This window comes from Bradyrhizobium sp. CIR48 (assembly GCF_014198315.1).
In the GTDB taxonomy this organism is placed as follows: domain Bacteria; phylum Pseudomonadota; class Alphaproteobacteria; order Rhizobiales; family Xanthobacteraceae; genus Bradyrhizobium.
Map to the genome: position 1 here is coordinate 1 of NZ_JACIHG010000001.1, position 11,896 is coordinate 11,896.

11 protein-coding genes are annotated in these 11,896 nt (G+C 64.4%); 4 read left to right on the forward strand and 7 right to left on the reverse strand.

Translation table 11 applies throughout. From position 1 onward, the window contains the following. The coding region (locus tag GGD66_RS00005) for an ABC transporter ATP-binding protein (protein ID WP_183256554.1) at positions 1-1,015 on the reverse strand (1,015 nt) is incomplete at its 3' end. 6 nt (positions 1,016-1,021) lie between these two features. Then, a complete protein-coding gene (locus GGD66_RS00010) occupies positions 1,022-1,846 on the reverse strand; it encodes a metallophosphoesterase (protein WP_183231563.1) in 825 nt (274 codons plus the stop codon). 600 nt (positions 1,847-2,446) lie between these two features. Between GGD66_RS00010 and dusA the strand changes: the two genes are divergently transcribed. Beyond that, positions 2,447-3,445: a tRNA dihydrouridine(20/20a) synthase DusA gene (gene dusA, locus GGD66_RS00015; protein ID WP_183231564.1), complete on the forward strand. Its 999-nt coding sequence runs from the start codon at positions 2,447-2,449 to the stop codon at positions 3,443-3,445. A 350-nt stretch (positions 3,446-3,795) separates the two neighbouring features. Here the strand turns inward: dusA and GGD66_RS00020 are convergent, their stop codons facing one another. The 5 genes from GGD66_RS00020 to GGD66_RS00040 all read right to left on the reverse strand — a co-directional run bounded on the left by GGD66_RS00020 (position 3,796) and on the right by GGD66_RS00040 (position 8,629). Next, the gene (locus GGD66_RS00020) at positions 3,796-4,350 is read right to left on the reverse strand and encodes a TIGR02281 family clan AA aspartic protease (RefSeq protein WP_091952184.1); all 555 of its coding nucleotides are present in this window, start codon (positions 4,348-4,350) and stop codon (positions 3,796-3,798) included. A 28-nt stretch (positions 4,351-4,378) separates the two neighbouring features. Beyond that, positions 4,379-4,582 carry a DUF1289 domain-containing protein gene (locus GGD66_RS00025; RefSeq protein WP_026202286.1) on the reverse strand — a complete coding sequence of 68 codons (204 nt, stop codon included), beginning with the start codon at positions 4,580-4,582 and terminating at the stop codon, positions 4,379-4,381. A gap of 45 nt (positions 4,583-4,627) precedes the next feature. After that, positions 4,628-6,223 carry a HAMP domain-containing sensor histidine kinase gene (locus tag GGD66_RS00030; RefSeq protein ID WP_026202287.1) on the reverse strand — a complete coding sequence of 532 codons (1,596 nt, stop codon included), beginning with the start codon at positions 6,221-6,223 and terminating at the stop codon, positions 4,628-4,630. A gap of 138 nt (positions 6,224-6,361) precedes the next feature. Then, on the reverse strand, positions 6,362-7,642 hold the full coding sequence (gene nhaD, locus GGD66_RS00035; RefSeq protein ID WP_018319972.1) for a sodium:proton antiporter NhaD: 1,281 nt from the start codon (positions 7,640-7,642) through the stop codon (positions 6,362-6,364). Between the two features lie 114 nt (positions 7,643-7,756). Further along, complete coding sequence (locus GGD66_RS00040; protein WP_092252359.1) at positions 7,757-8,629, reverse strand: NAD(P)-dependent oxidoreductase; 873 nt, start codon at positions 8,627-8,629, stop codon at positions 7,757-7,759. A gap of 197 nt (positions 8,630-8,826) precedes the next feature. Between GGD66_RS00040 and GGD66_RS00045 the strand changes: the two genes are divergently transcribed. The 3 genes from GGD66_RS00045 (at position 8,827) to GGD66_RS00055 (ending at position 11,845) form a co-directional block, all read left to right on the forward strand. Further along, positions 8,827-9,264 (forward strand): VOC family protein, encoded by a 438-nt coding sequence (locus tag GGD66_RS00045; protein WP_018319974.1) that lies wholly within the window; start codon positions 8,827-8,829, stop codon positions 9,262-9,264. A 129-nt stretch (positions 9,265-9,393) separates the two neighbouring features. Continuing rightward, positions 9,394-10,536 (forward strand): Mrp/NBP35 family ATP-binding protein, encoded by a 1,143-nt coding sequence (locus GGD66_RS00050; protein ID WP_183256555.1) that lies wholly within the window; start codon positions 9,394-9,396, stop codon positions 10,534-10,536. Positions 10,537-10,756: 220 nt separating this feature from the next. Next, on the forward strand, positions 10,757-11,845 hold the full coding sequence (locus tag GGD66_RS00055; protein WP_092252363.1) for a TRAP transporter substrate-binding protein: 1,089 nt from the start codon (positions 10,757-10,759) through the stop codon (positions 11,843-11,845). Positions 11,846-11,896: the final 51 nt, after the last annotated feature.

An 11,896-nucleotide genomic window follows, 5' to 3' on the forward strand; every position in this document is an offset into this window, starting at 1 on the left:
CCCGGCAGAGCACCGCTACTTCCGGGGAGGCCACGAGATCGAAGTGAAGGATGCTTTCCGAGCCGAGATTTTCGCGGCGCCGGAACCTGCACGTGGCGGCGCACGGTCCGCCTCCGATCCGCATCGCGTCCGGACGCACGCCGACCGTCAGTTCCGGCGTCGGCGCGTTGCGAACATCGATCGGCAGCGTCCGGCCGAGCAGCTCGACGTGACCGCTGGGCCCCACATGGGCCGGAAATAGATTGATCGCCGGACTGCCAATGAACTGCGCGACCGCGGTCGTGGCGGGCCGTTCATAGACCTCGGCGGGGGTGCCGAGCTGGAGTATGTTGCCGTGATCCATCACGGCAAGGCGATCGGACATCGTCATCGCCTCGATCTGGTCGTGTGTCACGTAGATCATCGTGGCGCCGAGACGCGCGTGCAGCTCGGTCAGCTCGCCACGCATGTGCACACGCAGCTTGGCGTCGAGGTTCGACAATGGCTCGTCCATCAGGAAAGCCTGCGGATGACGCACCATTGCGCGGCCGAGCGCGACGCGCTGCCGTTGCCCGCCCGAAAGCTGTCCGGGGCGGCGGTGAAAGAAGGATTCGATGCGAAGCTGCTCCGCGACGGCCCGCACCTCACGCGCGATCTCGTCCATGATGCGCCTGCGGCGAGGCGACAGATGACGCATCAAGGGCAGGCGCTCGAACAGGTTGAGGCGCGTCATGGTGAGGGGCAGCGCGATGTTGTCGAACACCGACATGTGGGGATAGAGCGCGTAATTCTGGAACACCATGGCGATCCTGCGCTCGTGAGGCCGCATATGGTCGACCGACGTCCCGCCGATCGACACCGAGCCGCGGTCCTGAGGTTCGAGGCCGGCGATGATGCGCAGGAGCGTCGACTTGCCACAGCCGGAGGGGCCAACCAACGTCAGAAATTCGCCGTCCGCAATATCGAGGTCGATGTCGTTGAGGACGGATGTGTCGCCGAAAGCTTTATGGATGCCGCGCAATGTGAGGCCGGCCATCGCAGATCACGCCCCAGCTTCGCGCGGTGGATAGACTTCGTGCACGACGTCGTCGATCCAGTAATCGGTGAGGCCGGGCACCGGACGAATGCTCACGTCGATATTTTCGCCGTCGATGTCGTAGACCACCGCCCCAAGCCGGGCAGCGCCGCCCATCGGCGGCGCCAGTTTCTCACCGACCAGAAAGCCGGCTGCCGGCCCCCAAATGTAGTGCGTGCCGTTCAGCCGGATTTCGTGCCAGCGATGCAGATGTCCACTGGCCACGATCTCCACCTGGTAGCGTTGCAGCAGATCGAGGAGGGCGCGGCGCGGCTCCGGCTTGACCGACCAGTAACCGGTGTCGGCCTCGGTCGGTGACTCGATGAACAGCGGCCGGTGCGTGAACCAGGCAAGGCGACGCCCCGCAGCATCGGCCATCGCGGCCTCGAGCCATTCGGTCTGCCGCGCCTCTTCGGGGCCGCCGCCGAAGATCATCGAATTGAGGCCTATCAGGCGCCAACCGTCCACATCGCGTAGCCAGCGGTCGTCGCCGAAGTGGCGGCGAAAGCGATCGAGCCGCTCGCCATTTACCGGCTGATGCGGATTGCCGACCTCGCCGACGTCATGATTTCCCGGAACCGCCACGACAGGGACGCCGAGCGAGGCCAGTTGGGTCGCGCAATATGCTGCGTCGGTTTCCTGATCGGCTGCATCGACCGTCACGTCGCCGGTATGTATGACGAGATCTGGCTTATGCTGCGCGATCCAACGGGCAAGTGGCGCCCAGTTCGCGTCGAAGTGCTGCTTGCTCGGGCTGAGATGCGTATCGGAAATCTGAATAACTCGGACCATGACGCCTCTGCTTTGGGTCGCGTGTCATGCCGTGCGTTGGGCGCGCAGCGGTCTGTCGCTCGAATCGAATGCGCTGCCCCGCGCCGCGCGGAGTGGTCATTGTAGTCGTGAAATCTGAAGCTTCCGGCGCTCTCCCTGGCTGACGATGCCGCTTAAGCGGCTTGTGTCATTTCAATCAACTATACATATGACCTGTCATTGTGACAAATGTAATTCACTACAAGACAAGCGGATCATGCGCGGACGTGAGCAACCGGGTGTGTCGTCTGACTAGGGCCGGAAATTTCGGTCTGCGCGGTCGCGATTGAATGGGCTCAGCGTCTGCGCAACCTGGATTCACATTGCCGACCGAATATGATCGAAGCCGATATCTCCCAGCTGAGTGCTCGAGGCCCTTTGCTGCGTGTCCTATGAGTGGCGTGTGCCCTCTCGCTGAGCGTTTGCGTGACGCGTGCACCGGGACTCCGAAGACGCGATTTCCACTTCCAATTCGTGCATATATGGTTCTAGAAGAGCCAGGTGGCGGAAGCCTCGTCACACCAGATTTCTCATCGGTCCAATCACATCAAGGGCCGGGCAGAGACGGAATATCTCAGTAGAATGAACGGGTTAGATCGGAAGTTTTCCATAGCTCCGATGATGGATTGGAGCGACCGGCACTGCCGGGTGTTCCACCGCCACCTGACGCGGCGGGCGCTGCTCTATACGGAAATGGTGACGACGGGCGCTGTGATTCATGGCGACCGTGAGCGGCTGCTCGGGTTCGATGCGAGCGAGCATCCGGTGGCGCTTCAGCTTGGCGGCTCGGATCCGCGCGAACTGGCGCAAGCTGCGCGGATCGGCGAGACGTTCGGCTACGACGAGATCAACCTCAATGTCGGCTGCCCGTCGGACCGCGTGAAGGATGGCCGCTTCGGCGCCTGCCTCATGGCGGAGCCGGAACTCGTGGCGAGGTGCGTCGAGGCGATGAAACGCGCTGTCGCGGTTCCCGTCACGGTGAAGTGCCGCATCGGCATCGACGACCAGGATCCGGAAGTCGCCCTTGATGCGCTTGCGCGCGCGGTGGTCGCCTCCGGCTGCGACGCACTGATCGTGCATGCCCGCAAGGCCTGGCTCAACGGGTTGTCTCCGAAGGAGAACCGCGACATCCCGCCGCTCGACTATGAGCGCGTCTATCGGCTCAAGCGCGCAATGCCTGACGTGCCTGTCATCATCAACGGCGGCATTCGAGGCCTCGACGAAGCGAGAGCGCATCTCGAACATGTCGATGGCGTGATGCTCGGCCGCGCCGCCTATCAGGACCCGTGGCGGCTGCTCGGCGTCGATCACGAAATCTTCGGCGAGGCGACGTCGCACGCGACCATGCAGGGCGCGCTCGAGGCGATGATGCCCTATATCGAGCAGCAGCTTGCGCGCGGCACGCGGCTGCATGCGATCACACGGCATTTCGTCGGCGCATTCCATGCCGTGCCCGGCGCGCGTGCCTTCCGCCGACATCTGGCCGAGCAGGGGGTGAAAGCAGGCGCCGGTCCCGAGGTGCTGCGCGATGCGATCGCGCGCGTCGGTGCGCGTGCTCCTGCGGAGGAAGCCGCGGCCTAGCCGCATTCCTGCGGGCCGATGCGATGTTTCAGAGGCCGATGAGTTGACGCACCACCGCTTGACGGACGGCCGGACCGACTCTGGCGGATTGCGCGATGTTGCCCTTCTGCCGGTGTTTTGCCCGACGTGTCACCAATATCCTTGCCCCGACGCATCCAATAACTCCGGGGAGGCGCCCATCGTTGTCCCGCGTAAGTCCTTGATCGGACAAGCATCGGCTACTGTGCATGGGGTTGTTTTCGCGTTTTCTGTTCGCCGCACCAACCGGCATCACGCACCGCGCAGGGATTAGGTCACGGCCCGTGTGAAGCGAGGTCGTTGGCGCCTGCGCGACGGTTCTTGCGGATGGTCTAGTCGAGCGCCGTACGCGAGCGGCGATGGCTGCTCTGAAGCTCGGGATAGCCGGTCAGCATCAGCTTGTCGGCGCGAACCCCCCAGCTCTCCAGGCGGTCGAGGAAGCTCATGCCAAGCAGATTGGTCTTCATCTGCCCGCGCTGGACGACGAGGGCCGGCACCGATTTTTCGACGAGATGGCCGACGGAGAGACGGTCGAGCGTGAGGCGGGCTGCCTTGGTATGGCCGCCCGCGGTTTCGAGGTCGACATCGTATTCGAGCATCTCGAGCGGCAGCCCGATGGCTTTCGCGGTTTCCCAGGTCAGCACCACCGAGGTTGCGCCGGTATCGATCACCATCGGCGCGGCGATGCCGTTGATCTTCGCACGCAGCGCGAATTCGCCGCCCTGGCCGCGCGGGATCTGCACGGCAGGCGCGGGCGTTGCCGTCTGCGCGCGAAAGATGTGGGAGACCTTGTGGCTGGCACGCGCGATCTGATCGGGATCGCCATAGGCGACGACCGCGCCTGCCGTGCCGGCAAGCATGACGAGAACGAGCAGGAAGCGGATCATCGCACGCCTCCGCAGGCGGGCAGGCCGGTCAGGTGCGTTTCGGCGACGCCGCGATCGGCGCCAGTCCGGCTTCCGTCATGCGTGCGGGCAACAGCGCCATGACCGCGAGCCGGTCCGCGCTTTCCATGGCGTGCCAGCGCGCGATCTCGGGCAAGGTCCGGCCGCAGCCGAAGCACAGCTTGGTCCTGGGATCGATCATGCAGACGGCGACGCACGGCGTTTCTTTGCTCATTCGGACATTGTGGGGGATTGTCGGGCATGTCTGCAAGCATCTGGTTTAAGAGCCCGTGCCTGCGCTCATGATCGGCTTGTGGCGCGGCCGGCGCTTCTCCTCGGGCAGTACGGAACTCTCGGGCTGGAGCGGCGGGGAATCATCCGACAGCGGCGCCAGCGCGCTCATCACGCGCTCCGGCGGGAAGGTGACGATCACCTCGGTGCCGATGCGCAACTTCGATTTCAGCGTGAACGTGCCGCCATGGAGGTCGATCAGATTCTTGGCGATCGGCAGGCCGAGACCGGCGCCCTGTTCGGCGGACTTGATCGAGTTGGAGCCCTGGCCGAACGAGGCGAGCACGACCGGGATCTCGTCCTCGGGAATGCCGGACCCGGAATCCCGCACCGAGAGATATTGTCCGCCCGAGGCGGTCCATCCGGCCTTGAGCCAGATCTCGCCGCCTTGCGGGGTGAACTTGATCGAGTTGGAGAGCAGGTTGAGCACGACCTGGCGGATCGCTCGCTCGTCGGCCCACAGCCGCGGCATGGCCTGCTCGAACACTTCGTGGATGGTGATGCCGCGGCTGGAGGCGCGCAGCTTCATCAGGTGATGGCAGTCGGCGACGATGCCGACCAGCGACACCGCTTCCTCGTTGAGCTCGTAGCGGCCGGCCTCGATCCGCGACAAGTCGAGGATCTCGTTGATGAGGTTGAGCAGGTGCACGCCGGAATTATGGATGTCCGCCGAGTACTCCTTGTAGACCGGCACGGCATGGGCGCCAAAAATCTCGCTCTTCATCACCTCGGAGAAGCCGAGGATGGCATTCAGCGGCGTGCGCAGCTCGTGGCTCATCTGCGCAAGGAAGCGCGACTTGGCGACGTTGGCGGATTCGGCGCGGTGGCGCGCCTCGTCCGAGATCGCCTTGGCCTGTTCGAGCTCGCCGATCAGCGCGTCCTTCTCGGCGCGCGCTTCCAGCGTGGCGAAGGTGGAGGAGTGCAGGCGGTGCGCCAGCAGCACGAAATAGCCTTCGGCGGCGAGCGCAAGCGCGGCCAGAATGTAATTGTCCAGCGAGCCGGTCATCACGAAGCTCAGCGCCATGGCGACGGCGACCGGTGCGGTGGCGGCGAGGGCTGCGATCGGCAGATTGGCGGCGAGCATACTCGACACTGCGATCACCAGCAGCATCAGGAACATCATCAGCGTTTCCGTGACCATGTCGAGCACGGGATGGATCAGGATCGCCATCCAGCACAGGCCATAGAGCAGGTCGAGCACGACGAAGCGCGTCCGCCAGGCGCGCGTCGCCGCGGGCGAGGCGGGCTCGGTCAGGAAGCGCCGGCAACTGCGGGTCATGGCGCTGTGGATGCAGAGCATGCCGGCGGTCCAGGCCGCGGCCGGGATCGGCTGCATCCACAGGCCGAACAGCACGCCGGTCGCGACCACCAGCAGCATCACGACATAGGAAGCCGACAGCCGCGTCTGAGCGTATTGACGCAGCATCTCGGCGTCGAAGGCCGGCCGGGTTCCGCTGGTCGACGTTAACTTGTCCCGCGCCTCGCGCACCCGCTGCGCCGCAGCCCTTCGGCTGCTCGCCGATGGAGCGCTCACCGGCTCGGCCGGAAGCTGCACAACCTCAGGCTTTTCAGCGGGGTTACTCATCAAGCAACAACGATTCCTGCCCACGCCGGACGCGGGCCTTCTGCATTGTCTATCTCTGGCAAGAAATCCTTAAGAGGTGACTTAAGGAGCTAAAGAATTACGTTAACCCGGTGTTAATTTTGGATCTCGCCTGCGCCGTCAATGCAGCGCCGCGTACTGCGCGATGTAGACCATCGCGCCCGCCAGATACCCCACCAGCGCGGGCCCTGCGATGCGGCGGGCGTACCAGAAGAATTCGATCTTCTCGAGTCCCATGGCGGCAACGCCCGCGGCCGAACCGATGATCAGGATCGAGCCGCCGGTGCCGGCGCAATAGGCGATGAACTCCCAGAGGAAGCTGTCGGGCGGATGTTGCACCAGACTGTACATGCCCATCGTGGCCGCGACGAGCGGTACGTTGTCGATGATGGCGCTCAAGAGGCCGAGCAGGATGACGATGATGTCGAGACGACCGACCGTGGCGTCGAGCCATTTGGCGAGCAGCTCGAGGACGCGGGCGTGCTCCAGGCACGCGACGGCCATGAGGATACCGACGAAGAACACAATGGAACTCATGTCGATGCGCGCCAGCGCGTGGACGAGGGTGAGGGGACGGCGCGCATCCTCGTCCTTGTGGCGGTGAACGATCTCGCCGACCAGCCAGAGGATGCCCAGCCCGAAAAGAATACCCATGAAAGGCGCAAGGTGCGTCACGGCCTTGAAAACCGGAACGGCAACCAGGGTGCCGAGGCCGAGGTAGAACATCAAGTTGCGCTCGAACACCTCGACCCTGAGGACCTGTGCTTGGCCTTGCAGCGGAGGGACGATCTCCTTTCCCTTGAGCGAATAGCCGATGATGAGCAGCGGTATCAGCAAGTTGAGCAGTGAGGGCAGGAACACCGACTTCATGATGTTGACGGGAGAGATCTGCCCTCCGATCCAGAGCATCGTCGTGGTGACGTCGCCGATCACCGTCCAGGCGCCGCCGGCATTGGCCGCGATGACGATGATGGAGGCGAACAGCAGGCGATCGCTCTTGTTGCCGATCAGCTTCTGGATCAGCGAGATCATCACGATGGTGGTGGTGAGATTATCGAGGATCGCGCTCAGGAAGAACGTCACGAAGCCGATGATCCACATCAGCGTGGTCTGCTTCGTGGTGCGGATGACCGAGGTGATGACTTCGAAGCCGTTATGGGCGTCGATCACCTCGACGATCGTCATGGCACCGATCAGGAAGAAGACGATCTGCGCGGTCGAGGCGACGGATTCGTCGAGCTGGTGGTTGACGAGCGAGGGGTCGCCGACGGACAGCGCGTAGATGGTCCAGAGCAGGCCGGCTCCCAGGAGAGCCGAAGCGCTTTTGTTGACGCCGAGCGGGTGTTCGAGCGCGATGGCAGCATACGCAACGATGAAAACGGCGGCTATCACGCTCAGCAAGTCAATTCCCCCCGGAATCCGTTCTTCGGCTCAATGCGAGCCTCGTCGCGACGGGCGCCGCGTCGAGACCCGCGAGGGCCGCAGCTGCCCCGGCTGCGGCCGTCAATGCGTTCCTCAGCGTTGCAGGCGCGCGAGCAGGCTCGACGTATCCCAGCGCTTGCCGCCCATCTTCTCGACCTCGGAATAGAACTGATCGACCAGCGCGGTGACCGGCAGGTTGGCGCCGTTGCGGCGGGCTTCAGCCAGCGAGATCGAGAGGTCCTTGCGCATCCATTCGACCGCGAAGCCGAAATCGTACTTGTCCTCGTTCATGGTCTTGTAGCGATTTTCCATCTGCCAGGACTGCGCCGCGCCCTTGGAGATGGTCTCGATCACTGCGGCGACGTCGAGGCCGCTCTTCTTGGCGAAGTGGATCCCCTCGGAGAGACCCTGCACCAGACCGGCGATGCAGATCTGGTTGACCATCTTCGTCAGCTGGCCGCTGCCGGCGGGCCCGAGCAGTTTGCACATCCGCGCATAGGCGCCTGTGATGATCGGCTCGGCGCCGGAATAGGCGTCCTGCGCGCCGCCGCACATCACCGTCAGAACGCCGTTCTCGGCGCCGGCCTGGCCGCCGGAGACCGGGCCGTCGATGAACTTGAAGCCGGCCTTGGTCGCGGCCGCATCCAGCTCACGTGCGACTTCGGCGGAGGCGGTGGTGTGGTCGACGAAGGTCGCACCCTTCTTCATGCCGGCGAAGGCGCCATCGGGGCCGATCGTGACCGCGCGCAGATCATTGTCGTTGCCGACGCAGCACATCACGAAATCCTGACCTTCGGCGGCCGCCTTCGGGGTCGGTGCGGTCTTGCCGCCAAACTTGTCCGCCCATTCCTTCGCCTTGGCCGCGGTGCGGTTGTAGACGGTGACCTCATGGCCCCCTTTTTTCACGAGGTGGCCGGCCATGGGGTAGCCCATGACGCCGAGACCGAGGAAAGCGACTTTAGCCATGTGTGGTACCTTGTCCGTAGCTTGAGTTTTACGGTTGCAGCCGGGCGAGGGCGCCAGGGCGGCGTCCTCGAGGTTCCGCCGCGAGGGCGGATCGGAGGCGCACCATAAACCGTTAAGGGCGGAGGGCAACGGCTTCGTTTGGCGGTCCCCTGTGCTAGGATGGCGGACCTAAGGACTTCAAAAAAGGGAGCGAAAGCATGGGCGGCGTGAGCGTTGGCGTCCTCGATCATTTCAACATCCGGACCCGGAATCTGGCCGAGACCGTCCGCTTCTACGAGGATGTGCTGGGCCTGGAAAAAGGCGCCCGGCCGAATTTCGCCTTCCCCGGCGCCTGGATGTACAGCGAGGGCAAGGCGGTGGTGCACCTCGTCGATATTTCTGCGACGGCCGAGCCACAAAAGCCGGATTCCGGCGTTGTCCATCATGTCGCCTTCGCCAGTCGCGGCTTCGCCGGCATGAAGCAGCGGCTGGCATCCAAGGACATGAAGTTCGAGTCCCGCCAGGTGCCCGGCGGCGACCTGTGGCAGATCTTCGTCAACGACCCCAACGGGGTCATGATCGAGCTGAATTACGAGGCCGCCAGGGAGCAGGGGGCGGCGCCTGCCGAGAAGGCTGACGATATCGGCAGGCAGTAGCCTTTTGGGCGTTTCCGCTCTAATGGGGCATCCTAAAGTCTCGAGCATGACTTTGCCGGAAAGCCGCGCCACGCTTGGCGCTGGTGCCGTCCTCCAGGTCCGGATCATGCTCCGTTCAGGAGATGCGCTTTGAGCGTGACGCAGCAACAGGTTCTCGACAGCCTCGCCCGGATCAAATCCCCCCGCGGGGTCGCGCTCACCAATGCCAATGTGCTGAGCCCGATCAGCGCGTCCGACGGCAAGGTGTTCTTCTCGATCAATGTCGATGCCGCCGAGGCGAGGGCCTGGGAGTCCATCCGGGCCGAAGCAGAGGCCGCTGTGCGCACCATTCCCGGCGTCACCACCGTCATGGTGGCGCTGACCGCCGAGCGCAAGCCGGGCTCCGCGCCGCCGCCACCCCCGCAGCCCAGCCGCGGCGCGCCGGGCGTGCAGCCCGTCCATGCCCACAAGCCGCCGCCGCAGGGTGGCGCCCAATCGCCCATGGCGCGGCAGTCGGAAATTCCAGGCGTTGCCGCCGTGATCGCGGTCGCCTCCGGCAAGGGCGGCGTCGGCAAGTCGACCACCGCGCTGAACTTGGCGCTGGGCCTGCGCGACCTCGGCCTCAGGGTCGGGCTGCTCGATGCCGACATCTACGGCCCCTCGGTGCCGCGGCTGACCGGCCTGCACGACAAGCCGGAGCTGAACGACGAGCGAAAAATGATTCCGCTTCGGCGCTTCGGTCTCGCCATCATGTCGATCGGCTTCCTGGTCGAGGAAGAGACCGCGATGATCTGGCGCGGTCCCATGGTGATGTCGGCGGTGACGCAGATGCTGCGCGACGTCGAATGGGGCAAGCTCGACGTGCTGGTCGTCGACATGCCGCCGGGCACCGGCGATGCCCAGCTCACGCTGGCGCAGAACGTGCCGCTGAAGGGCGCCGTGATCGTCTCGACCCCGCAGGATCTGTCCCTGATCGACGCGCGGCGGGGGCTTGCCATGTTCAAGAAGGTCAACGTGCCCATGCTCGGCATCGTCGAGAACATGAGCTACTTCCAGTGCCCGCATTGCGGCACGCGGTCGGACATTTTCGGCCATGGCGGGGCACGGCACGAGGCCGAGAAGCTCGAGGTACCCTTCCTCGGCGAGATCCCGCTGCACATGGCGATTCGGGCCAGCTCGGATGCCGGCAATCCCGTCGTCGACAGCGAGCCGGACGGTCCTCATGCGGCGATCTACCGCGCCATTGCAGGGCAGGTGCGCGACCAGCTCAAGGGCGTCATCGCGGCCGCCTGAGCCGGCCGCCCCGCGGCCCGCCTTCTCGTCCTTTTGGGGGACATGCGACTTTCGTAGAGCCCCGTCATGCCATTGTCGCGTTCCGCAAGCGGGGCTTCCGTGGTAAAGGCCCACGGCAGTCAAGCCCCTTCGGTTCGACGCGGCCCTAACGCGTCGCCGGAATGAGCGGCGGCAAGAAGAGAAGTTAAGGGGAAACGCCCCAGCAAGGAGAGACCTGAAGATGAAGCGTCGTGATTTTCTGAAAGTGTCGGCAGCAGGCGCGGCGGCAACCGCTGTGGCCTCGCCGGCGATCGCGCAGTCCTCGCCCGAGGTGAAGTGGCGCTTGACTTCGAGCTTCCCGAAGTCGCTCGATACCATCTATGGCGGTGCCGAGCAGCTGGCGAAGTACGTCGCCGAGATGACCGACAACAAATTCCAGATCCAGGTGTTCGCCGCCGGTGAACTCGTTCCCGGCCTGCAGGCGCTCGATGCGACCTCCAGCGGCACCGTCGAGATGTGCCACACGGTGTCCTATTACTACGTCGGCAAGGATCCGACCTTCGCGATCTTCGCCTCGGTGCCGTTCGGCCTCAATGCGCGCCAGCAGAATTCGTGGCTCTATCAGGGCGGCGGCAACGAGCTCGCCAACGAGTTCTTCAAGAAGTCGAACGTCGTCGGCTTCCCGTGCGGCAATACCGGCACCCAGATGGGCGGCTGGTTCCGCAAGGAGATCAAGACCGTTGCCGACCTCTCCGGCCTGAAGATGCGCATCGGCGGCATTGCCGGCCAGGTGCTCCAGAAGGTCGGCGTGGTGCCGCAGCAGCTCGCCGGCGGCGACATCTATCCGGCGCTGGAGAAGGGCACCATCGACGCCGCCGAGTGGGTCGGGCCTTACGATGACGAGAAGCTCGGCTTCGCCAAGGTCGCCAAGTACTACTACTACCCGGGCTTCTGGGAAGGTGGTCCGACCGTCCATGCCTTCACCAACCTGGAGAAGTGGAATGCGCTGCCGAAGAACTACCAGGCGATCCTCACCAACGCGACGGCCAACGCCAACGCCTGGATGGCCGCACGCTACGACATGCAGAACCCGGCGGCGCTGAAGCGCCTGGTTGCCGGCGGCACCCAGCTTCGTCCCTTCACCAACGAGGTGCTGGAAGCCTGCCTCAAGGCGACCAACGAGCTCTGGGCGGAGATCTCGGCCAAGAACCCCGACTTCAAAAAGTCGATCGACGCCATGCAGGCCTACCGCTCCGACGAATATCTGTGGTGGCAGGTGGCCGAATATACCTACGACAGCTTCATGATCCGCTCGCGCACGCGCGGCTGATCGCCTAGGCCTAAAGTCGCAAGACCGGAAAGCCCGGCCTCCAGTGGAGGC

What these genes read in the sequence shown, in the direction of transcription:
- GGD66_RS00040 (WP_092252359.1), bottom strand. Translation starts at nt 8,629, where the DNA reads ATGGCTAAAGTCGCTTTCCTCGGTCTCGGCGTCATGGGCTACCCCATG.
- dusA (WP_183231564.1), top strand. Translation starts at nt 2,447, where the DNA reads ATGAACGGGTTAGATCGGAAGTTTTCCATAGCTCCGATGATGGATTGG.
- GGD66_RS00030 (WP_026202287.1), bottom strand. Translation starts at nt 6,223, where the DNA reads ATGAGTAACCCCGCTGAAAAGCCTGAGGTTGTGCAGCTTCCGGCCGAG.
- GGD66_RS00055 (WP_092252363.1), top strand. Translation starts at nt 10,757, where the DNA reads ATGAAGCGTCGTGATTTTCTGAAAGTGTCGGCAGCAGGCGCGGCGGCA.
- GGD66_RS00025 (WP_026202286.1), bottom strand. Translation starts at nt 4,582, where the DNA reads ATGAGCAAAGAAACGCCGTGCGTCGCCGTCTGCATGATCGATCCCAGG.
- GGD66_RS00045 (WP_018319974.1), top strand. Translation starts at nt 8,827, where the DNA reads ATGGGCGGCGTGAGCGTTGGCGTCCTCGATCATTTCAACATCCGGACC.
- GGD66_RS00020 (WP_091952184.1), bottom strand. Translation starts at nt 4,350, where the DNA reads ATGATCCGCTTCCTGCTCGTTCTCGTCATGCTTGCCGGCACGGCAGGC.
- GGD66_RS00010 (WP_183231563.1), bottom strand. Translation starts at nt 1,846, where the DNA reads ATGGTCCGAGTTATTCAGATTTCCGATACGCATCTCAGCCCGAGCAAG.